Origin of the sequence: Methylobacter sp. BBA5.1 (assembly GCF_000746145.1) — a bacterium.
GTDB classification, from domain to species: Bacteria; Pseudomonadota; Gammaproteobacteria; order Methylococcales; family Methylomonadaceae; genus Methylobacter; species Methylobacter marinus.
In genome coordinates, this window is record NZ_JQKS01000005.1 from 143,183 (window position 1) to 165,368 (window position 22,186).

Below are 22,186 nucleotides of genomic sequence, written 5' to 3' on the forward strand. Positions count from 1 at the left end.
GCAGAGCTTTTTCAAATTATTTTTTCAGCGCCTTGGCAAATGCGTTAGCCATCGAGCCGGTGATTTTTTGCGGTTCCGGTCCCCGCTGCCTGGGTTTCCTGTCCGCATTTGCAGGTTTGCGTTCGGCTCTGGGATGGGCTTCCTCGGTGTCTTTTTTCATGGTCAGCGAGATACGCTTGCGCTCGACGTCGACTTCCAGCACCTTGACCTTGACCAGATCGCCGGTTTTGACCACTTCGCGCGGATCCTTGACGAAAGTGTCCGACAAATGCGAGATATGCACCAGGCCGTCCTGATGCACGCCGATATCGACGAACGCGCCGAAGTTGGCGACGTTGGTGACCACGCCGTCCAGGGTCATGCCCGGCTTGAGGTCGGTGATTTTCTCGACGCCCTCCTTGAACTGCACGCTTTTGAATTCCGGGCGCGGGTCGCGGCCCGGCTTCTCGAGTTCCTGCAGGATATCGGTCACGGTCGGCAGGCCGAAGTGTTCATCGGTGTAATTGGCCGGGTTCAGCGTGCGCAGGAAACTGCTTTGACCGATCAGGTCGCGTATCGATTTGCCGGTGTTTTCGATGATCGCTTCGACGACCGGATAAGCTTCCGGGTGTACCGCCGAGGCATCGAGCGGATTGTCGCCGTTCATGACGCGCAAGAAGCCCGCGGCCTGTTCGTAAGTCTTGTCGCCGAGCCGCGGCACTTTTTTCAGCTGTGCGCGGTTTTTGAACGGGCCGTGCTCGTTACGGAACGCGACGATGTTTTCGCTGACGCTGGCCGACAGCCCCGAGACCTGTTTCAGCAGGGCCACTGAGGCGGTGTTGACATCGACGCCGACCGCGTTCACGCAATCCTCGACGACGGCGTCGAGACTGCGCGCCAGTTGCACCTGGTTGACGTCATGCTGGTACTGGCCGACGCCGATCGATTTCGGCTCGATCTTGACCAGTTCGGCCAGCGGGTCCTGCAAGCGCCGGGCGATCGACACGGCGCCGCGCAGTGAGACGTCGAGCTCGGGGAATTCCCTGGCGGCCAGTTCCGAGGCCGAGTAAACCGAGGCGCCGGCTTCCGATACGGTCAGCTTGGTGAATTTAAGCGCGCTGTGGCGTTTGATCACATCGGCGACGAGCTGGTCGGTTTCGCGCGAGCCGGTGCCGTTGCCGATGCTGACCAGGTCCACATTGTGCCGGGCGATCAGCCGGGCCAGCGTGTCTATCGATGCGTCCCACTGGTTGCGCGGCGCATGCGGGTAAATCGTGTCGGTAGCCAGCAGTTTGCCGGTCGGATCGACGACGGCGACTTTGACGCCGGTGCGAATGCCCGGGTCCAGTCCCATCGTGGCCTTGGGGCCGGCCGGCGCGGCCAGCAGCAGGTCTCTTAAATTGCTGGCGAAGACGCGGATGGCTTCGAGTTCGGCCGCTTCGCGCAGCCGCAGCTTCAAATCCAGGTCGATGCGCGTGAACAGCTTGATTTTCCAGGCCAGGCGGGCGGTTTCGGCCAGCCAGACATCGGCCGGCTTGGACACGTCAGTAATTTGGAGATGGCGCGCCACCAGCTGCGCGCACAGATCGTGTTCCTCTTTTTCCTCGGCGCTGGGTTTGAGAGCAAGATTGAGCAGATCCTCATTGCGGCCGCGGAACAGCGCCAGCGCGCGATGCGAAGGGATCTTGCTGATCGCTTCCTGGTAATCGAAGTAATCCTGGAATTTCGCCGCCTCGCGTTCTTTGTCCTTGACGACGGTGGCATGCAGGATGCCTTTCTGCCAGGTGCGCTCGCGCAGTTCGGCCAGCAGTTCGGCATCTTCGGAGATGCGCTCCATGATGATCTGGCGCGCGCCTTCGAGCGCGGCGGCGCTGTCCGGCACGCCCTTGTCGGCATCGATATAGCCGGCGGCGATCTGTTCCGGAATCAGGCCGCGGTCATCGAGCAGGGCATCGGCCAGGGGTTCGAGCCCTGCTTCACGCGCGATCTGCGCTTTGGTGCGGCGTTTGGGCTTGTAGGGCAGGTAGAGGTCTTCGAGCAGGGTTTTGGTGTCCGCTTCGCGAATGGCCTTTTCCAGTTCCGGCGTCAGCTTGTCCTGGGCGCTGATGCTGTCCAGTATGGTTTTGCGGCGCTCGTTCAGTTCGCGCAGGTAAGTCAGGCGTTCTTCCAGCAATCTTAACTGGCCGTCATCAAGGCCGCCGGTCGCTTCCTTGCGGTAGCGGGCGATAAACGGCACCGTCGCGCCTTCATCCAGTAACGATACGGCGGCGCTGACTTGGCGGCTGTTGACGGATAATTCTTCGGCTATACGTTGGATTACGTCCATTTTCTAGGGTCTTATACGGTTGAAAAAAACGGCATTGTAGCAGTATGTCGCGCTGGCCAGTATCGAGAGTTGAACGTTTCGAACGCGCCTGGCTGTTATTCGGGCCGGGTCTGGATCAGTCTTTGCTGGTCGGCCTGTAATACCAGGCAGGTCAGGATGCCCGATGCATAGGCGCCGGTGTCGATGCCGATGCGATTGGGCAGCAGTTCGGGTTCATCGGTTATGGTGTGGCCGTGGACAATGATTTTTTCAAAAGGTTTGGTTGAGCCGGTAAATTCACTCCGTATCCACAGCAGATCATCGGGCTTTTGCCGGGATAACGGGCAGTCAGGATCTATGCCGGCGTGGACAAAAAAATAAGAGCCTATTGAATAAGAAAACGAGGTGCTTTTCAGGAACTGGTAATGCGCGTGCGGCAGTTTTTTCAATAATTGCCGTTGTATGGCTATGAAATCTTCGCGTTGGTTAGGCATTTCCTTATCACCGACGGCGTTATAGCTGGCTAAAGTCGCTTGGCCGCCATAGGTGAACCAGGCAAGGCCGACAGTATCGTTATGCAGGAAATCGAGCATGGTCTGCTCATGATTGCCGCGTAAATAAACGTATTCGATATTCGGCTGCGTATTCCGCATCAGTTCTTCGATGACTTCCCGGGACTGCGGGCCTCTATCGATAAAGTCGCCCAGGTAAATCATGATCACGCGGCCGGAAAAGCCGGCCGAATCCTGTCTGATCCGGCTCAACAGCTGAACCAGCAAGTCATGACGGCCATGAATGTCGCCAATGCAGTAAACGCGGGTATCGTCGGGTAAAGCAGGGGTGGGATAGGGTTTTGCCTTTAACAATCGATTAATGAGTTTTTTCAAATTCCGTGACCATTTCTTGAAGAATAAGCGGATGTCTGTTGATCAACAAAGCGCTAATGGCATCCATGTACAGGGTGCTGTCAATGGCTTTGACGAATCGTTTATGCGATATATCCCAGGCTGCCACAACCTGATCGGCCAATAAGGCCATATCGTCCGATGTGAATGAGGGAAGCAGCGATAAGCAAAGCCGCAGGCGGGGTATCAAAAATGCCGTATCGTGCGGACCGGTGATGATGGACATGCGTAGTTTTTTTTGGGTTTTATCAGGCTGTTCATTCAGCAAAATATCAATAGAGGCTAATTTATACCATAAGAAGGCGTTGGCGGGAGAGCGTAGTAGCGATTGTTGCGCGCTGTCCGCCGATTGTCTTAACAGGGCTTGGCCGGCATCGCTGAATACGTTCTGGTTTTGGGCCTGAAAATAGAACAGTTCGCTCAAGTCCTGCCAGTAGTCCGGGTGATCAAACAGCTCGATGCTTTTTTGGGCTTTCCTGATCAGTGCCGATACTTCGGCCTCGGTCAGGGAGTGATGTTGCGCAATCTTGTCAATGCCTGTTTCAACCGGCACATGATTCAGCGCCGCTCTGACCCTGGGCACTGCGGTGAAAGCCAGCGCCATGCCAAGACATAAAACAAGGAGGGGGAAAAAACGATTGAAATTCATCATAGTAATTAGCCGCTATTTAGCGTGAGCAACGAACCGATGGTAAGCGTCTTAACGGTCATGATCGCGATCAAAGTCTTCTGGCGCCTGTTCCTGTCCGGCGTTTATCGCCGATTATTTACCGCCAATGATGGCGCATCAATTGGAATAATATTGGCCATATTTTCCGTAATGATAAAAGTGTCCGGAATTGCTGTAGTCGAAACTGCCGTATTGTTTTAAATCCACTTGTTGTAAAACAATGCCGGCAATATTGGCGTTGGCATTGACCAATTGCTGCAGGCCGGCTTTGATCACTTTTCTGGGGGTTTTATCCCAGCTGACGACATAGATGGTTTTGTCCATGAGTGACGCCAGGATACGTGCATCGGTGACGGCCATAACCGGGGGCAAATCAAAAATAATCAGGTCAAACCGCGCCTTCATGGCTTCTATTAATTTTTTCATTCGATGCGAATTGAAAACATCGGTCGCATTGACATAGTCGGCATGGCCCTTCGGCATGATGTAAAGATTTGATTTTTCATCTTTAAACATAAATTCGGCCATGTTTTTCTCATCAGACATAATCAAATCTGTGAGACCTTTCGATTTAGTCAGGAGACCGAGTTTTTTCTCAATGGTCGGCCGTCGTAAATCGGCATCGACAATGATGACTTTCAGTCCTGACTGGGCGGCGCCGCGAGCAAGGCATAAGGCCAGTGTGCTTTTCCCTTCCGAAGGAACGGACGACGAAATCATCACTGATTTGATGTCTTTATCAGGCGAGGACAGCGTGATGGAAACGCGCAGGGAATTAATGGCTTCGGCCAGGCTTGAATTAGGTTTTTCCAGAATATAGTCAATGGCGTCGCGGTCATTGATCATGGGAATTAAACCGATAGCGGGCACGCCCAGCAATGACTCGATTTCTTCCGGCGATCTTAACCCCGGGTTAAGCATTTCGAGCAGGAAGACAACGGCTGAGCTAACGACGGTCGCCATAATGACAATCAGCATAAGCATCAGGGGTTTCTTGGGGAAGGAAGCTTGCTGCGGTATCTCGGCTGCAGAAATAATCCGGGCATCGGCTTCGGCCATGCCCTGCGTGGATGATGTTTCCTTAAAGCGGTTTAAGAAGGTCTCGAATAATATTCTATTGGCGTTGGCTTCGCGTTCCAGCGCTCTTAATGCCACTTCGTCTTTTTGACTGCTGCCCGACCTATATTCGATCGCGGCTAAACTGCTTTGCAAGCTTTGTTCTCGGCTGCTGGCAATATTGACTTCATTTCTAAGGCCGGCGGCTATTTTTCTTATCTCGGCATCGATATTGGCTTGTAAGTCAGCGATTTCTGCCTTAATCCGAATCATTTTCGGATGTTTGGCGCCATATTCAACGGCCATCTCGGATATTTTCCGGGTAAGTTCGGCTTCCTGCTGACGCAAGCTCTGGATCAAGGGAGATGACAACACTTCAGGCGCTGTCTCGATGTCCGCGCCGTTTTTCAGTAAATTTTCTACCTGGCGCAATCGGGCGCCGGCTTCGGCGCGTGCCGCTTTGGCAATGATCAGCTGACTGTTGATTTCGGACAATTGCCCTTGCAGCAAACCCTCGCCTTGGGCGCCCCGGGACAGGTTATGGGTGCTCCGATACGTTTCCACCGCTTTTTCGGAGTCGGCCACTTTAATGCGCAATTCAGTCAGTTGATCATTAAGCCAGGCGCTGGCTTTTTCGGTCGCTTCAAACTTGGCTTCAAGCTGGTCGACGATATAAATTTCGCCATGAGTATTGGCTATTTTGGCAGCCAGTTTGGGGTCGGTAGACTTGAAGGTGATCTTGATCACCTGAGAACCCCTGACCGGCGACGCGGTTAATTTTTTAATATAAATATCGGTCGCTTTAGCCAGGCGTTGCTGTTCGGCTTCCTCTTCCGTTAGCGGCTCGGATTTTTTGCCTAGCGCTTCTTTAAACTCATCGGGAATCCAGTTGACAGGATTCAGGTTTGAAAAAAAGCTTTTCTCCTTGAGTTGTGGATTAAATTCGGCATGGTTTAACAAATCGAGCCTGGTAATCACTTTTTTAGCCAGGCTTCTTGACGTCAAAATTTCAACTTCGCTCTTGACCGCATCGTCAGTACTCATGTCGCCGCTTAACACGGCTTTAACGTCAACAACCTGGGCTTTTGCCGCACCCACCAGAATTTTGGCTTCGGACGTGTATTCCGGTGTTAATTGAAACAGAACAATAGAGGCGGAAATGGTAATAAACACAAAAACCGCAATAAACATCTGACGGTGTAACCAGAAAACATGCAGTATATGGCTTATCGATAGGGTTTCTTCTTCTTGGAACGAAGCGTTATTATCCATTGTCGCAAATGGCGGCTTGCTTGGCTGCATGAGGTAAATCCTTGAGCGCTTGTAAAATTAAAGGTAATGGCTTGGAGGGCAGGGTTTTCGCCGCAAAAGTCGCGGCGAAAACCCATTTGGAACATTAAAACATCCGTTCATCAACCCGGATGATGTCCCCGGGCATAACCGGCATATCCATTTTGGCTTGTACTTCTGTTTTCGTTGCATCATTCGCGTGAATCACAAAAACATGATTCTGTTTGGCGCGATAAGTAAAGCCGCCGGCAATGGCTACAGCCGTTAAATAAGTCATGCCGCTTACGTAAGAATAAGAATCAGGCCTTTCTACTTCACCCAAAATGTAAAAAGGTCTGTAGTTAAGCACCTGAATGCTGAATTTAGGGTTCACAATATAGTCGGGGCTCAGTTTGGATCTCAATGTCTCTTCAAACTCCGACAGGCTCAGGTTTTTGGCGGTGATAGTGCCGATCAGCGGTATCGAAACATTGCCGGTCCCGTCAACCGTGTATTCGCCGGTCAAGTCTTCGTGATTAAACACGGTGATTTGCAATTTATCACCGCTGCCTAAACGATAATACGTCTCTTTTGGTTCTTCAGCATGTGCATTCAAAGTGGCAAAGAATATTATGCTAAGGAAATATAATAGAATAAGATTTTTTTTCACTTAAAATACCTCATATTAAGTATGCAGTTTCTGTGATGGGAGAGGGTAGTGTGCGGTTAATGCAAGCTTTTGTATTCGTTATTTCCGATAGTTTTAACCTGAAAACAAATAGGTTTTAATCTTATACATAAATAATAATTGGATCGGGTTTCAGAAAAAATCGGTGTGTATTCCTTTGCCAAAAAACGGCGTCAGTTCTGTCAGCGGCTCCAGTAAAGCCATAATCTTTCATTTGGTATAACGGACAGTATTCAAATGTCCCCTTTGGCTTTCTTTCGAACATGGGCATCAAAAACCTAAAAAATACTTATTCCCACGATGATCTAACGTCCACCTGACGCGGCCATTATTACCCGCGCATGCCCTGCGCCGCTTTTCACTATAAGCAACATTTTGGACGGATGATCGATAATCCGTTTTATCGGCGCGCGGGCAAATCCGGCTCCATGCTGTCCGATGCAGGCTGGGACGGGCGCTCTATTTGGACCTTTTCGCCACATGCGGACAACACGTTTTTAAGCTGTACCGGGTCCGTTTCCAGACATAGCCCAGGCGCTTCAGTTCAGTCCGTAAGGTCGTGTCGCCAATGCGCACGCCGAAGGTCTCTTCCAATCGGCTCAATAACACGCGAGCGGTCAGGGACTCCTGTTCCAGCCAGTGCCTGAGCTGAGCGCGGTGTTGATCGGTCAGTTTGCTCGGCGCCCCGCTCCGCGGTTTGTCGGGCAAACTGGCGAAGCCCGTTTTTAGCCATTTCCGTCGCCGTTCGCGGATCGCTTCCCGAGTCAGTCGCTGCCTTTCGGCGGTTTCCTTGACGGTATGCCCTTCGGCCAGCATCAGGATCGTTTCGGCCCGGTTTCTCTCCCGCCAATCGGCGCCTTTCTTAATGAGTTGTTGAAGCTGCTCTCGATCAGTTTCTAGCAATTCTATCGGTTTGACTCCCATTTTTTGTTCGGTCCTTTACATATGGAAAATGGAATTTTAATACATGTATATTTTTGTGAATGAATTAACATGTTATTGATATATGGTAGGTAAGTTTATTATATTTTCGGGTATCTAAATTGATAATTTATAAAGTTTGTGATGAAAATCACCTTTATTTTTAGGGCATCAGTTATACTGCTTTCCGGTTTTAAGTCTTTAGTAAGAAAACTGGTATATCCTTTTAAACTGTGCCAGATTTCTACTGGAGCCGGTTATATCAGAATGTATGTTTATTTATTGAGGGCAATGTAATGGATATTAGGTAATTAAATTGTGAATAAATTCGCATTAATAATATTTTAATAGATATATTATATTTATTTTAATTTTGCTGGCGGGTTTGGTCTTTAATTATTTAATCCATGCTGTCTGTTTAATTTAACTGAATATAGGTATATAGGATTATGAAGAAATTAACATTGATATTAGCTTTGGCTGTATTTTCCCCTTTGAGCAATGCCGCAGTCGATGGGAAAGGTGTTCCCTCGGATATCGCTGAGAAGATCGAAGCTATCAAAGCCAATCATGGCAAAGTTCCAGCGAATGAGACAGCAACGGCCGTCAAGCAATTGAGAACCAGCGTCCGGGAAGCGGTACTCCAGGGACTTATCAGCCGGGCGCAAGGTTCACATGCGCTAAACGGACTTGAAAACGCGCTGAATAACGGTGGCGGAAAACCCGTATCACCTAGCTGATTCGAGTCATCGGATTTTTATAACTATAAAAGGATAAATTCATCATAAAGCCAATCGGCTTGAGCATGATGAGTATCTTTATTAAGGGGCTTTAGCCGCGATTGTCGTGACTAAAGCCCTTTTTACAGTGGCTGTGCAAGCGCCTTAAGCTTGTTGTTAGACATTTCATGGCTAGTGATCGACGAATACGAATTGTTAAGTATCTTATTTCGCCGCTGACATTAATTTGCTCGGCATCTGTATGGGGCGCGGACGTGGAAAGAGGCATAGGGGTCAGTGAACGGACAAACAGGGACTATACGCCGGTAGGCATCAGAGCCGGCAGTTTTATGATTAATCCCGTTTTTGAAAGCCAGAATGAATACAAGGATAATATTTATTCGCAGCAAGACAGCCCTCAGGATGACTTTATCTTTCACCTGCAACCGGGGCTAAGCGTCAAAAGTGATTGGAATCGCCATGCCTTAGAGGCGCATATCGATACGGATATACAGATCTATGCTTCGCACGGCAGCGAGGACAAGGAAATCTATGACTTCGATGTGAATGGCAGGCTGGATGTATTGAAAAACAGTTTTGCTACAGCCAAATTTTATTATGCCAACCGCTATGAAGACAGGGCATCGCCCGATTCCCCCTTCAATGCCTTGCAGCCCGTGCAATATGATATCACCGGCGGTGTGGTTGGCTATGAGCATAAAATCAACCGCCTCCGGTTTAATGTTCTACAAGACATTCAACATCTGGATTTTAATAACGGCATAACCAGAAGCAGCAATTTTATCAATAACGATGATCGCGACCGTCAGATAAGTACCTCGACCGCCTATATCGGTTACGAGATTATGCCGGCCTATGAGGCGTTCGTCAGAGGCAGTTACAACGTTATCGAATATGATCGGCAATTTGATGATAATGGCTTGCAGCGTTCATCGTACGGTTATGAAACGGTTGCCGGTGTGGCTCTGGATTTTACCGGGAAATTAGTGGGCGATGCCTATATTGGCTATACCAGGCAGACATATGATGATGCCCGGTTAAAGACGATCAGCGCCTTGACAGGCGGTATGGGGTTGCGATGGATGGCAACGGGACTGACTACCGTTTCTGTCCGGGTTGACAGAGCCATTAATGAGACCACTCAGGGATTGTCATCCGGTTACCTCAGTACCGCCTCCCGGTTGAGTATCGATCACGAATTACTGCGCAACGTCCTGCTCAATGCCAGTGGCGGATATGTTTTCAATGATTATCAGGGCGGCCTGGGCCGTCAGGAAGATACTTATCACGCGGGGCTGTCGGCAAAATACCTGCTTAATCGTAATTTTTTCCTTAGAACCGGATACAGCTTTAGAACCCGGTCGACAAATTTAAGCAATTCCGATTTCGATATTAACAGTGTGTACTTTTCATTGGGTCTGCAACTTTAAACGAGTTAAATCAGCAGTAAAAATTTTTAGATAAGGACGCTTTGGGTATCGAAAATACAAACCTCATCATCGGGCACGTTCTGGGGGCTGGTTTGATATTTTCTTTTGTGCATGCCTGATGGTTAGCCTGTTCATTATTCATGATATTTAGGAGATATATTTTGAAAACTCTGGAACAAACAAAAATAGCCATAGTTGGATTAGGCTATGTAGGTTTACCCCTTGCAGTGGAATTCGGCAAAAAGTATCCAACCATCGGTTTCGATATTAATCAAAAGCGCGTGCAGGAATTGCAGGCAGGCCGGGATTCGACCCTGGAAGTCAGCACTGAGGAGCTGGGCCAGGCCGCGTTTTTAAGCTACACCGCCTCATTGAAAGACATTAAAAGCTGCAATGTCTATATTGTGACCGTGCCCACGCCTATCAATGAACACAAGCAGCCGGATCTGACGCCATTGATAAAAGCCAGTGAAGCCATAGGGACCATTCTGAAGCCCGATGACGTGGTCATCTACGAATCGACCGTTTATCCCGGCGCAACCGAAGAGGTCTGCGTGCCGTTGCTGGAGCAGCATTCTGGCCTGAAATTCAACGAGCAATTTTATGCCGGCTATAGCCCGGAACGTATCAATCCGGGCGATAAGGAACACCGCGTCACCAATATTCTGAAAGTGACTTCGGGTTCTACCGAGCAAGCCGCGGATTATGTCGACAGTCTTTACAAAAGCATCATTACCGCCGGCACGCACAAGGCCAGCAGCCTTAAAGTGGCCGAAGCGGCCAAGGTCATTGAAAATACCCAGCGCGATGTCAATATCGCCTTGATCAATGAATTGGCCATCCTGTTCAACCGACTGGGTATCGATACCGAAGAGGTGTTGCTGGCCGCGGGAACCAAGTGGAATTTCCTGCCGTTTAGGCCCGGACTGGTGGGCGGGCACTGCATAGGCGTGGATCCTTATTATCTGACCCATAAAGCGCAGGCAGTTGGCTATAATCCCGAGGTTATCCTGTCGGGACGGCGCATCAACGATCGCATGGGCGAATATGTGGTCTCGCAGCTGATAAAAAACCTGTTGAAAAAGCGCATCCATATCCAGCAGGCCGAGGTTTTGATCATGGGCCTGACCTTTAAGGAAAACTGCCCTGATTTACGCAATACCCGGGTCATCGACATTATCGAAGAACTGAAAGACTATGAAGTCAATACCCATGTTTATGATCCCTGGGTCAGCCCGGAAGAAGCCAGGCATGAATACGGCATTGCCCTGATTGAAAAGCCGGAGGAAAAAAAATACGATGCGGTCATTCTGGCGGTCGCGCATGAGCAATTCAAACAATTGACCATTGAGCAAATAAAGGGGTATACCAAGCCGGAGTCTGTAATTTATGATCTGAAGTATCTGTTTCCCGCTAACCAAACTGATGACAGGTTATAACCATGAAAATATTAGTCACCGGCACCGCAGGCTTTATCGGCAATCACCTGGCGATAAAATTACTGGAAAGAGGCGATGAAGTCATAGGCGTCGACAACCTTAATGATTACTACGACGTCAACCTGAAAAAAGCGCGCCTGGCGCGCATTCTCGATTACGGGAATTACACCGATATCCGCGCCGATATCGCCGATCGGGATACGATGGATCGATTGTTCAAACAATATCAGCCGCAACGCGTGGTCAATCTGGCCGCGCAGGCGGGGGTTCGCTATTCCATTGAGAATCCTCATGCCTACGTCGACAGCAATATCGTCGGTTTCATCAATATCCTTGAAGGCTGCCGGCATCAGAAGATAGAGCATCTGGTTTATGCCTCCAGCAGCTCGGTTTATGGCGCCAACGAAACGATGCCGTTTTCCGTGCACGACAACGTCGATCATCCGCTCAGCCTGTATGCAGCCTCCAAGAAAGCCAATGAACTGATGGCTCATACCTATAGCAATTTGTATCAACTGCCGACCACCGGATTAAGATTTTTTACCGTTTACGGGCCGTGGGGACGGCCGGACATGGCGCTGTTTTTATTCACCAAAGCCATACTGGCGGGCGAGCCGATCCAGGTGTTTAACTATGGCAAACACCGCCGCGACTTTACCTATATTGATGATATTGTCGAAGGCATTATCAGGACGCTGGACAATCCCGCCAAACCCAATCCGGAATGGACCGGCAAACTGCCGGACCCGGGCACCAGCAAGGCGCCGTGGCGGGTCTACAATATCGGCAACCAAAAGCCGGTCGAATTGATGACTTATATAGAAACCCTGGAAAAAGCCCTGGGTAAAACCGCGGAAAAACAGCTGTTGCCATTACAGCCCGGCGATGTGCCCGATACTTATGCCGATGTGGAAGCGCTGGTAGCGGATGTCGGGTATAAACCCGATACGACCATTGAGAAAGGGATCGGCAAATTTGTGGACTGGTATCTGACTTACAACAATATCACCCCCGGTTAATTATCGTTTTTCGGACAAATTCCTGCCGCCTCTGTGTGGAAGCCTTGGCATGATTGGCTAAGGTAATAGCCTGAAGCAGATCAGGCAGAGAATTACCTTGGCGCTGCCTTGATAAGGCCAGGGGATTAACTTGCTTGACCGGGCACTAAAAATCCTTGAATTTCGATGAGCGGTCTCGCTGAAATTAAAGCCAGGTCAGTGCGAAAACCATTTCTCTGAATAAACATGACCTGGACCGATAGTGAACGGCTTGCTTGATTTCCTGAAAAACTAGGGTCATCGGTGGGTTTATATATATTAGGACCTAATAAGCAATCGTAAGCATTTCAAGCACCAAAAAAGCCACACCATTTTTAATTTAAAATTGGCAATATAATGTTCAGTAAAAATTTACAATATAATTTATTGTCACTTATTAATATAACTATTTCCTTTGTTTTTATTATTTTCCTGGGGCGCAAATTCGGCGCAGGGGATAGTACCGATATTTATTTTTTATCTATCACGATAGTGGGTTATTTGGGTATTTTAGCTCAATGTGTATGGGGTGCTATGAGTCCTTATTACACAAGATTAAAAGTGGAAGATTCACAGTTGGCCGCTAAATTATATTCAGTGTTGCTCAATAATGTGATTCTTATCTCTTTGGCAGAGATCCTGCTGTATTTTTTGGTCACTAATAATTTTCGAGTGATTTCGCCGGAAAAAAAAGAATTTCTGGATGTGTTTATTTATTATCTGGTTCTCCAGAGTATTATTCTTTTCAATAAGGCAATATTGAATCTTGAAAAACACTTTGCTGTTTTTTACCTGGTTGATATTTTTATTACAACCATTAACTTAATCATCCTGTTATTCTTTTCAAAAGGCGATATAGTCATTATTGCCTATTCCACTATCATTGCCGCCATTTTGGCTGTCATATGGCAACTTTATCTGGTTTTTTTCAGGCTGAATTACAGATACCGGCTGTCTATATCTCAAAAGGAGATGCCGAGTATCTACAGAAATTCAATAAAAATGAATATCGGATTATTATTATATGGATTCAAGGATATTATTTTAGTTACTGTTTTTACCAGCTTCGGCAGCGGCGTTTATTCATTGTTCAATTATGCCAATAAGTTTTCAGTGGCTTTGTTTCAGATAACAAACGCCCCTATAGTGAATATATACGTGGCCAGACTGAATGAAGTTGTCGCCAATAAAAAATTTCATGAAATTAAAAGCTTAAGAAGGGATGTTCTGGTTCAAACAGTTCTCTTGCTTGTGATAGGGTTCACGGTATTGTATTTCATTTTGCCCTATATTCTGGGTCTGTTTTTTAAAGGTAAATTTTCCTTTGAAGAAATAAAAGAGATACAACGCATTTTTAGTTATATGGCCGTGTTCTATTTTGTCTGGGCAATTAGTATTCCTTATTCCAGGGCTATTTCCATATTCAAATTGTTTAATTACAATCTACTTGTAAATTTTATATTTTTTACTTTAATTTGTTCAGCCTATCTGGCTTTTAAGATCTACTCATTAAGCTATGTTGATATGTTATTGTTATTTTCATTTGCACAGTTTGCGAACCTTATTTTTTATTTCATAAAAAACAAGCGGTTTTTGAATAAAAAAGAAGAGTCAAACGCATTATTAGTGCAAAGATAAATTCAATAAAATATGTTCCTAATTGATAAAATAATGGCTAAAAATGCTAAAAATAAACGGAATATTAAAAAATTTAGGTTATAAATTTCTTAGTCCCAATAATTATGCAAGGTTTATTGGTGTTAAATTCGGCACTAATTGTAAGTTTCGAACAAAATATTTTGGAACTGAACCATATTTAATAGAAATTGGCGACAATGTTCAAACCGCAATGAATGTTTATTTCATCAATCATGACGGCGGTGTGGGGGTTTTAAGAAATTTATACAAAGATCTTAAAAAGATTGATTTAATTAAAAAGATTGTTATTGGGAATAATGTATTTATAGGATTTAATGTAACTATTCTGTTAGGTACCAAAATAGGTGACAATGTTATTATTGGTGCTGGTAGTGTCGTCAGAGGCGAATTGAACTCCAATAGTGTTTATGCTGGAGTCCCAGCTAAATATATTTGTTCAATTGATGAGTATAAAGAAAAAAATAATAATTTTTTCTTAAACACGTCTTCAATAGATTCCGTTAAAAAAGAAAAAATTCTAAGAGAAGTTTTTCCGGAATCAAGTTCATAATCCGCGAATAATCAATACACATAGATATCTTTTTGAAATCAAGCTAATTTGCATTGGCCGAACTGAAGTCGGTAGTCTTAATAAAAGAGATCAGCGCTAAAAAATAGCTTAAAAAACAAGGACAGCGCAGTGAGGCTTTATAAGCACCGTGAAACATGTATGGAGACAAAAAGACCATAGGCTTTCATTGCAATCTGTTGCTGAAGACAAATCGTGCTTGAGTGGAGTGTTTATGGCGCTTTGGGTTATTGGCTGAGGATATGGTTGATGTGTTAGAGAAAAATCATGGCAATTGTCCGGTAAATCCTGCCACCAGGAAATGAAATGGCATTGAGATAATTGATGTGAAATAAAATACAAATGGCTGTTGTCCAGTACCATTTGCCCTCAACAAACTGAAAAGACGAATGGCGTGGTTAAGATTTGGGTTAGTTCGGGATTGACGCTGATTTTTTGTTGAGGAGTTACATCTTGATAACAATGAATGCACTATACATTAGATTGTTTTTTATTCTTTTATTGCTGGTGCTTTTTTTTGTAAAGCCTGAATTTGAAAGTGTGACTGACCCCGGCCTTTTGGGTATTTATATTTTTATCTTTTTCACTGCAATCTTTATTCATTTATTTAGCGAATGGGATAACAAAAACTGGTTTCGTCTGGATGTTATTTTCCTTTTAGGTTATGGCATAGTTCATTTCCAATGGCCCATCATGTCGGCTATCAGTGACATTTATCCGGAGAAATACGCAAAGGTCTCGATGACGTCCTACCAGGTCAATTATGCAACATGGCTTTCGGCCATAGGTATTGTTTCCTGGTTTCTGGGGTATTCTCTTCTGGCAAAAAAAACCGTGCCTGATACAGTGAGGTATTCTTTTAATTATAAAAAGCTGCTTTGGCTGACCATAATATTAAGTGGTTTATTTCTGTCGACAGCAGGATCTGACTACTTGTCAGGCGGCATCTATAAAGGCTCGCAGGGAACAGGCGTAGGCGAAGGTGTTTCAGTCTATTTTCAATTATTGCTTTCAATTTCTATCATAGTATTAACGGCTGTTGTTTTATTAGATAAAAAAGATAACTTTGATACAAATAGTATAGCTTGGCTTTTAAGTCTGGATAAAAAGTATTTGTTTATATCTATCGGCTACGTTTTATTATTTTTGTCTATTGGCGATAGAGGTGCTGCAATACAGGTTATCTTCGCGTTCCTTATTTTATTTGGCAGCTTGATCCGGTCAATAACCTTGGTGGAACTCATTGTTATAAGTATTATCGGAGGATTGTTATTAACCATAATCGGATTAGGAAGAAGTGCTTATGACGGCGATATATTATCTTCAGGACTGGATAACCTGGAGATAATGTCCGGCTATGATATTACTCTGGAGTTGGCCGATAGTATAAGAACATTACACAGTACATTGGCAACTGTCCCGGGCTATCATGATTATTTCTATGGCAAGCTTTGGCTGGATAGATTATTGAGTGTTATTCCTCTCGCGCAAAATATTTATTTACAGCTTTCAGAGGATGTTACCTATGAAATGAGCTCGGCAGGGTATATTACTTATTTAAAATACGGGCTCAACCCGACTTCGGGCGAGGGCACTTCATTAATAGCCGATGCATTTATTAACTTCGGGCTGGCCGGTGTATTAATCTGTTTATTTCTTTTAGGCATGTTTTTTAAAAAAGCACAAAATGAGCTTAGGCTGCAGCAAAGTTATTACTGGATGATAATAGCGGCGTTATTGGGCAGCATAGCGTTTTATCTGGGGCGAGGCAGTTTATTGGATCCTTTCAGATTGATTGTCTGGGGAATGGGGTTATCTTATTTTCTTGTTAAACGGAGAAGAAAGAATGTCTAGGATAATGCTGATAATTCCCACCCTGCATCAGGGGGGCGCTGAGCGGGTGATGTCGGAACTGGCAAATGCCTGGAGCAGGCAGCATGAAATACATCTTGTATTATTAGCCAAATCCGAAAACTTTTATCCCATTAATAACAATGTAATTATTCATCAATTAGGATTTAGTCATTCGGGATTGCTTAGCAAGGTTTTTAATGAGCTGAAAGTTTTTTTTAAACTACGAAAGTTATTAAAACAACAAAAGCCGGATTTTGTGCTCAGCTTTATGAGTAAATACAATATATTGACGATTTTTGCAGCGTCCTTTCTTAATTTAAGAGTATTTGTCTCGGATAGAAATAACCCTAGGCAACAATTGCCGATTCTTATATCGCTTCTAAGAAAAATTACCTATAGATTTGCTGATGGCATTATCGCCCAAACCGGCTTGGCTAAATTAATTCTTGAAAAAAACACAGGAAATAAAAATATAGCGATCATCCCGAACCCTCTCAAAGCGATTTCATTTTATGAGGATATTGAGAGAGAGAAAATGATCCTGAACGTCGGCCGCTTGGTTGATCAAAAAGGCCAAAAATATCTTTTGGAGGCATTCAAAAGGATTAAGGATACCGAATGGAAGATAGCTATATTAGGCGATGGACCGTTACATGGTCAGTTAAAACAACACGCTGAACAATTAGGTGTAAAAGACCGGGTCATAATGCCCGGAGCCGTTAATGAAATAGATCGCTGGCTAGCCAGGGCATCGGTCTTTGCTTTTCCTTCTTTGTACGAAGGCTTTCCCAATGCGCTTGTCGAGGCCATGGCGGCCGGGCTTCCCTGCGTCAGTTTTGATTGTGATACCGGGCCAAGAGACATAATAGTCGATGGCGAGAATGGCTACCTGGTGCCGGTGCGGGATGTCGACCTGCTAGCCAGGCGGCTGGAAGCCCTGATCAGTAATACGGAAATCAGAAACCGGTTATCCAGGGAAGCGGCAAAGATAAGCGACAATTTTGCGCTGGAAAAAATATCTGACGACTATCTAGCGTTTTGCACGGCGTCAATCAAATGAAAACTATTGCCATTAATGCATTAAGTGCGCTTCGGGGCGGAGGTCAGACTTACCTGATCAACCTGCTTAGTTATTTACCGGAGGGCGATTTTAAGGTTGTACTTTTGGTAAATAGCCAGAATAAACAGTTGTTCTCCCAATACGGCTCGGATCGTATCGAACTCTTTGAGGCGGTTTGGGCATCAAAAAGCATTTTGCACCGGACTTTGTGGGAACGGTTCGCATTGCCCGGAAAATTGCAGGCCTGGCAGGCGGATGTCTATTATGCGCCGGGTGGCGTCATGATTACCCGGCCGCCAAAAGGTTGTCTCAGTGCGACGGCCTTAAGAAACATGCTGCCATTTGATGACAGGGAGCGGAAACGGTTTCCGCTTGTTTCACTTATTCGATTCAAGCTGTGGCTGTTGCGGTTTGTATTTTTGAAGTCCTATCAAAAATCGGACAAGGTCGTGTTTATATCCGAGTACTCAATGTCGGTTGTTAAACAATACCTGCCTGGCATAGCGAGCAAAGGCATTGTTGTGCCGCATGGGCTTAACAGCCGGTTTTTAAATACTGAAGCGTCTTATGATCTGCCGGATGGGCTTCAGGCGGACCAGTTCTATTTATATGTTTCGATATTGGATGTCTATAAGGCACAAAAAGAGATTGTAAAAGCCTGGAGAAAATTACGGGACCATGATTTTCCATATCCTCTGGTTTTGGCCGGGCCAAAATATAATCAATATGGCGAAGAAGTCATCGCCTTGATTGACCGGTTGGAGCTTCAGGGTAAAGTCATCTACTTGGGAAAAATCGATTATGACCAACTGCCTGGTCTTTATAAATCGGCCAGGGCCTTGGTGTTTGCTTCATCCTGCGAATGCTGCCCGAATATCTTGCTTGAAAAACTGGCTGCGGGAAAGCCGGTGTTTTGCTCAAATATAGAGCCCATGCCTGAATTTGGCGGCGATGCCGGCATCTATTTCGATCCTTATGAGCCGGGCGATTTATATGAAAAAATCATGGGTATGGAAGCACAGGCTTCAATGATGAATAAAATGGCCGATAAAGCTTATAAGCAAGCGCTAAAGTTTGACTGGAGCAGCACTGCGCAAAGAACAATGGATTTCCTTATTAACAATAATTAATTCAAATTAATAACCGGGCGATTGGCTAAATATATATTCCAGTCCGGTTATATAAAAAAGACCAGTTCAAACTGAAATACCTGTTGATATTCTACTGATACTAAAAATGCACAAGCCGCATAGCCATGCTGTAAAATTAAGGTGATTTTCATCACAAACTTTATAAATTATCAATTTCTCAAGAGAGAAATATAATAAACTCTCTTTCAACAAATAAGTCGCAAGCTAAGCAATTACCAATAAATAAACATGTATTTAATAACCTTTATTCATATAAAGGTGTTTGGGATAATGGTATTGTGATGCGATTCACTGATTATTCTATAAATTTATCATAAGGTTTACATGAATAAATAATGCATGAAAAGGTGATTGTCGTCACGCTTTTATATTTATTTTATTGGGTAATATAAAGTTATTAAGTTTTTCTTAATATATTATTATTTCAATAAATAACATGCATAAGTTTTCCCGTTTTCCATCTCTATAAGGAACGAATAAAAATGGGAGTCAAACCGATAGAATTGCTTGAGACTGATCGACAGCAGCTTCAGCGGCTCATTAAGAAAAGCGCCGATTGGCGGGAGAGCAACCGGGCCGAAACGATCCTGATGCTGGCTGACGGATATACCGTCAAGGAAACGGCCGAAAAGCAGCGACTGACTCGGGAAGCGATCCGCGAACGGCGGCGAAAATGGTTAAAAACGGGCTTCGCCAGTTTGCCCGACAAACCGCGGAGCGGGGCACCGATTAAGCTGACGGATGAGCACCGAAATCAGCTCAGAAGTTGGATTGAAGCAGAGCCATTAACGGCTCGGGCTCTGTTAAACCGACTGGAAAAAACATTCAGCGTACAGGTCGGCAATACCACTTTGCGGACAGAGTTGAAACGTCTGGGCTATGTCTGGAAACGGACCGGGTACAGTTTAAAAAAGCATGAGGCCGGCCCAACAAACAAGAGTTTCTGCCGGGAGCAAGCAAGTACGGAACAGTGAATTTTAATCAGCCTGTATCGATGAAGCAGGCTTGGCATGCGGTTACCGGATCATTCCGCCATGAGCAAAAAGCGGTAAGGTTCTGCGCTCAAGCATTATCAGCTGGTTTTTGCCGTTAGATGTTTTCGGGGCAATAGCCCGTCTAATGCCAGGGATGACCGGACTACGCTGCTGACGCATTAGCGGATTTTGATTGCACAATGCATGCTTTTTTACCGAGAGATTGATCAATGACAGTGTCTGCCCAGCAAGCGGCCAGGACTTTAGGGCTGCAGGATGACGATATGAAAACCGTAGCCTTTTTCTTAACGATAATTAAATCAGATAAATAATGTTTACTAATAAAACGCTATTGATTACCGGCGGTACCGGCTCGTTCGGCAACGCCGTGCTGGATAGATTTCTTAATACCGACATCCAGGAAATCCGCATATTCAGCCGTGACGAAAAAAAGCAGCACGACATGCGGCTTCAGTATAACAATGACAAGATAAAGTTTTACATTGGCGATGTGCGCTCCTTCGACAGCATCAATGCCGCGATGTGCGGCGTCGACTACGTGTTTAGCGCGGCGGCCTTGAAACAAGTCCCTTCTTGCGAGTTTTATCCCATCGAAGCCGTTAAAACCAATATCCTGGGCACGGAAAACACCCTGAAAGCCGCGATCAAAAATCAGGTTAAAAATGCCATTGTATTAAGCACCGATAAAGCCGTTTACCCGATCAACGCGATGGGTATGAGTAAAGCCCTGATGGAGAAAGTGTCCGTCGCGACGTCCCGCAATGTCCCGGCCAACGGACCGGTCATGTGCAATACCCGTTATGGCAATGTCATGGCGTCACGCGGTTCCGTGATCCCCTTGTTTGTCGAACAGATCAAGTCCGGCGCCCCCTTGACCATTACCGATCCTGAGATGACGCGTTTCATGATGTCATTGCCCGATGCGGTTGACCTGGTTCTGTTTGCCTTCGAGCATGGCGTGCAAGGCGATACCTTCGTGCAAAAGGCGCCGGCGGCAACCGTTTTAACCTTGGCCAAGGCCTTAAAGAAAATTTTTAACGCTAAAAATGAAATTCGTATTTTGGGCACGCGGCACGGCGAGAAAAAGCATGAAGCGCTGCTGTGCCGGGAAGAGTACATGAAAGCCGAAGATTTGGGCCGGTATTTCAGAATTCCCGCCGATACCCGGGACCTGAATTATGCCAAGTACTTTGAAAAAGGCGAGCAGGTCCTGTCTCAGGAGCAGGATTACACCTCCGAGAATACGCAGCGACTGGATGTGGAAGGCATGATCGAGTTATTGATGAAGCTTGACTATATCAAAGACGAACTCCAGTCGGATTTTTGATGGCCATGAAAAAAATTATGACGATCGTGGGCACGCGCCCGGAAATCATCAAACTGAGCCGGGTGATTGCCCAGCTGGAAAAGTACACGGATCATGTTCTGGTTCATACCGGCCAGAACTACGATTATGAACTCAATGAAGTGTTCTTCAAGGAACTGGGAATCCGAAAACCCGATTATTTTTTAAATGCGGCCGGCAACAATGCCGCCGAGACCATCGGCAACGTCATCATAAAATCCGACCAGCTGTTAGCCGAAGTATGCCCTGATGCGCTGTTGGTCTATGGCGATACCAACAGTTGCTTGTCGGTGATTTCCGCCAAGCGCAGAAAGATCCCTGTGTTTCACATGGAGGCGGGCAATCGCTGTTTCGATCAACGCGTGCCTGAGGAAATCAACCGGAAAATAGTCGACCATCTCAGCGATATCAATATGACGCTGACCGAACATGCCAGACATTATCTGGTCTCCGAGGGCGTTCATCCGGAGACGGTGATAAAAACCGGCTCCTCCATGCTGGAAGTGCTGAACCACTATCAGGCCGATATCGAGAAATCGAACGTCCTGGAGCGGCTTGGACTGGTGCCACGGGAGTTTTTTATCGTCAGTGCGCATCGGGAAGAAAATATCGATTCCGAGGAAAACTTCAACGATCTGCTGGCGTCGTTAAACGCGATAGCCGAAAAATACGGCAAAAGAGTCATTGTCTCGACGCATCCGCGTACCCGGAAGAAACTGGAGTCCTTCAAAGGCGGACAATTCAACGCGCTGATCGAGTTCATGAAACCGCTCGGTTTCTTTGATTACATCTGTCTGCAGAAACAGGCTTTTTGCGCGATTTCCGACAGCGGCACCATTACCGAGGAAGCCTCGATACTGGGCTTTCCCGCCGTGACCATCCGCCAGGCCCATGAGCGGCCCGAAGGCATGGATGAAGGTACGCTGATCATGTCGGGGCTTAAAGCCGAAGCCATCATCAATGCGATTGATATCGTCACCGATCAATGGCGCGAGAATCCTAACAGCGTGCATCTCGTCAAGGATTATGACGTGGACAATGTGTCCCGCAAGGTGGTCAGGATCATTGTCAGCTACATCGATTACATCAACAGAACCGTATGGAAGCACTATTGA

At 46.2% G+C, this 22,186-nt stretch carries 18 protein-coding genes; 12 read left to right on the plus strand and 6 right to left on the minus strand.

What is annotated here, in order from left to right; genetic code table 11:
• Positions 1–16 precede the first annotated feature (16 nt).
• The 6 genes from EK22_RS04815 to EK22_RS04840 all read right to left on the minus strand — a co-directional run bounded on the left by EK22_RS04815 (position 17) and on the right by EK22_RS04840 (position 7,796).
• Positions 17–2,305, minus strand: coding sequence for a Tex family protein (locus EK22_RS04815; protein WP_036248549.1), 2,289 nt, complete (start codon positions 2,303–2,305; stop codon positions 17–19).
• 95 nt (positions 2,306–2,400) lie between these two features.
• Positions 2,401–3,171: a metallophosphoesterase family protein gene (locus EK22_RS04820; protein ID WP_051961678.1), complete on the minus strand. Its 771-nt coding sequence runs from the start codon at positions 3,169–3,171 to the stop codon at positions 2,401–2,403.
• The gene (locus tag EK22_RS04825) at positions 3,155–3,841 is read right to left on the minus strand and encodes a hypothetical protein (protein WP_036248552.1); all 687 of its coding nucleotides are present in this window, start codon (positions 3,839–3,841) and stop codon (positions 3,155–3,157) included. Before EK22_RS04825 ends, EK22_RS04820 begins: the two co-directional genes overlap by 17 nt.
• A gap of 135 nt (positions 3,842–3,976) precedes the next feature.
• Positions 3,977–6,217 (minus strand): GumC family protein, encoded by a 2,241-nt coding sequence (locus EK22_RS04830; RefSeq protein ID WP_020159402.1) that lies wholly within the window; start codon positions 6,215–6,217, stop codon positions 3,977–3,979.
• A 94-nt stretch (positions 6,218–6,311) separates the two neighbouring features.
• Positions 6,312–6,854, minus strand: a complete 543-nt coding sequence (locus tag EK22_RS04835; RefSeq protein WP_020159403.1) for a polysaccharide biosynthesis/export family protein — start codon at positions 6,852–6,854, stop codon at positions 6,312–6,314.
• Positions 6,855–7,331: 477 nt separating this feature from the next.
• Positions 7,332–7,796 carry a helix-turn-helix domain-containing protein gene (locus EK22_RS04840; protein ID WP_020159404.1) on the minus strand — a complete coding sequence of 155 codons (465 nt, stop codon included), beginning with the start codon at positions 7,794–7,796 and terminating at the stop codon, positions 7,332–7,334.
• 446 nt (positions 7,797–8,242) lie between these two features.
• Between EK22_RS04840 and EK22_RS04845 the strand changes: the two genes are divergently transcribed.
• The 12 genes from EK22_RS04845 (at position 8,243) to wecB (ending at position 22,186) form a co-directional block, all read left to right on the plus strand.
• Positions 8,243–8,533: a hypothetical protein gene (locus EK22_RS04845; protein ID WP_020159405.1), complete on the plus strand. Its 291-nt coding sequence runs from the start codon at positions 8,243–8,245 to the stop codon at positions 8,531–8,533.
• A gap of 254 nt (positions 8,534–8,787) precedes the next feature.
• Positions 8,788–9,963, plus strand: coding sequence for an outer membrane beta-barrel protein (locus tag EK22_RS04850; RefSeq protein WP_161786373.1), 1,176 nt, complete (start codon positions 8,788–8,790; stop codon positions 9,961–9,963).
• A gap of 170 nt (positions 9,964–10,133) precedes the next feature.
• Complete coding sequence (gene tviB, locus EK22_RS04855) at positions 10,134–11,402, plus strand: Vi polysaccharide biosynthesis UDP-N-acetylglucosamine C-6 dehydrogenase TviB (RefSeq protein ID WP_369798184.1); 1,269 nt, start codon at positions 10,134–10,136, stop codon at positions 11,400–11,402.
• 2 nt (positions 11,403–11,404) lie between these two features.
• The gene (locus tag EK22_RS04860; RefSeq protein ID WP_020159408.1) at positions 11,405–12,421 is read left to right on the plus strand and encodes an NAD-dependent epimerase; all 1,017 of its coding nucleotides are present in this window, start codon (positions 11,405–11,407) and stop codon (positions 12,419–12,421) included.
• A 375-nt stretch (positions 12,422–12,796) separates the two neighbouring features.
• Positions 12,797–14,077, plus strand: coding sequence for a lipid II flippase MurJ (locus EK22_RS04865; RefSeq protein ID WP_036248561.1), 1,281 nt, complete (start codon positions 12,797–12,799; stop codon positions 14,075–14,077).
• A gap of 43 nt (positions 14,078–14,120) precedes the next feature.
• On the plus strand, positions 14,121–14,648 hold the full coding sequence (locus EK22_RS25170) for an acyltransferase (protein ID WP_020159410.1): 528 nt from the start codon (positions 14,121–14,123) through the stop codon (positions 14,646–14,648).
• Positions 14,649–15,128: 480 nt separating this feature from the next.
• Positions 15,129–16,520 carry an O-antigen polysaccharide polymerase Wzy gene (wzy, locus tag EK22_RS04875; RefSeq protein WP_036248563.1) on the plus strand — a complete coding sequence of 464 codons (1,392 nt, stop codon included), beginning with the start codon at positions 15,129–15,131 and terminating at the stop codon, positions 16,518–16,520.
• A complete protein-coding gene (locus tag EK22_RS04880; RefSeq protein WP_051961680.1) occupies positions 16,513–17,580 on the plus strand; it encodes a glycosyltransferase family 4 protein in 1,068 nt (355 codons plus the stop codon). Before wzy ends, EK22_RS04880 begins: the two co-directional genes overlap by 8 nt.
• On the plus strand, positions 17,577–18,710 hold the full coding sequence (locus EK22_RS04885) for a glycosyltransferase family 4 protein (RefSeq protein ID WP_020159413.1): 1,134 nt from the start codon (positions 17,577–17,579) through the stop codon (positions 18,708–18,710). The genes EK22_RS04880 and EK22_RS04885 overlap by 4 nt, the downstream gene beginning before the upstream one ends.
• Positions 18,711–19,213: 503 nt before the next feature.
• On the plus strand, positions 19,214–19,705 hold the full coding sequence (locus EK22_RS04890) for a helix-turn-helix domain-containing protein (RefSeq protein WP_051961681.1): 492 nt from the start codon (positions 19,214–19,216) through the stop codon (positions 19,703–19,705).
• A 331-nt stretch (positions 19,706–20,036) separates the two neighbouring features.
• Positions 20,037–21,053, plus strand: a complete 1,017-nt coding sequence (locus tag EK22_RS04895; protein ID WP_020159415.1) for a polysaccharide biosynthesis protein — start codon at positions 20,037–20,039, stop codon at positions 21,051–21,053.
• 5 nt (positions 21,054–21,058) lie between these two features.
• Positions 21,059–22,186 (plus strand): non-hydrolyzing UDP-N-acetylglucosamine 2-epimerase, encoded by a 1,128-nt coding sequence (gene wecB, locus EK22_RS04900; protein ID WP_027147284.1) that lies wholly within the window; start codon positions 21,059–21,061, stop codon positions 22,184–22,186.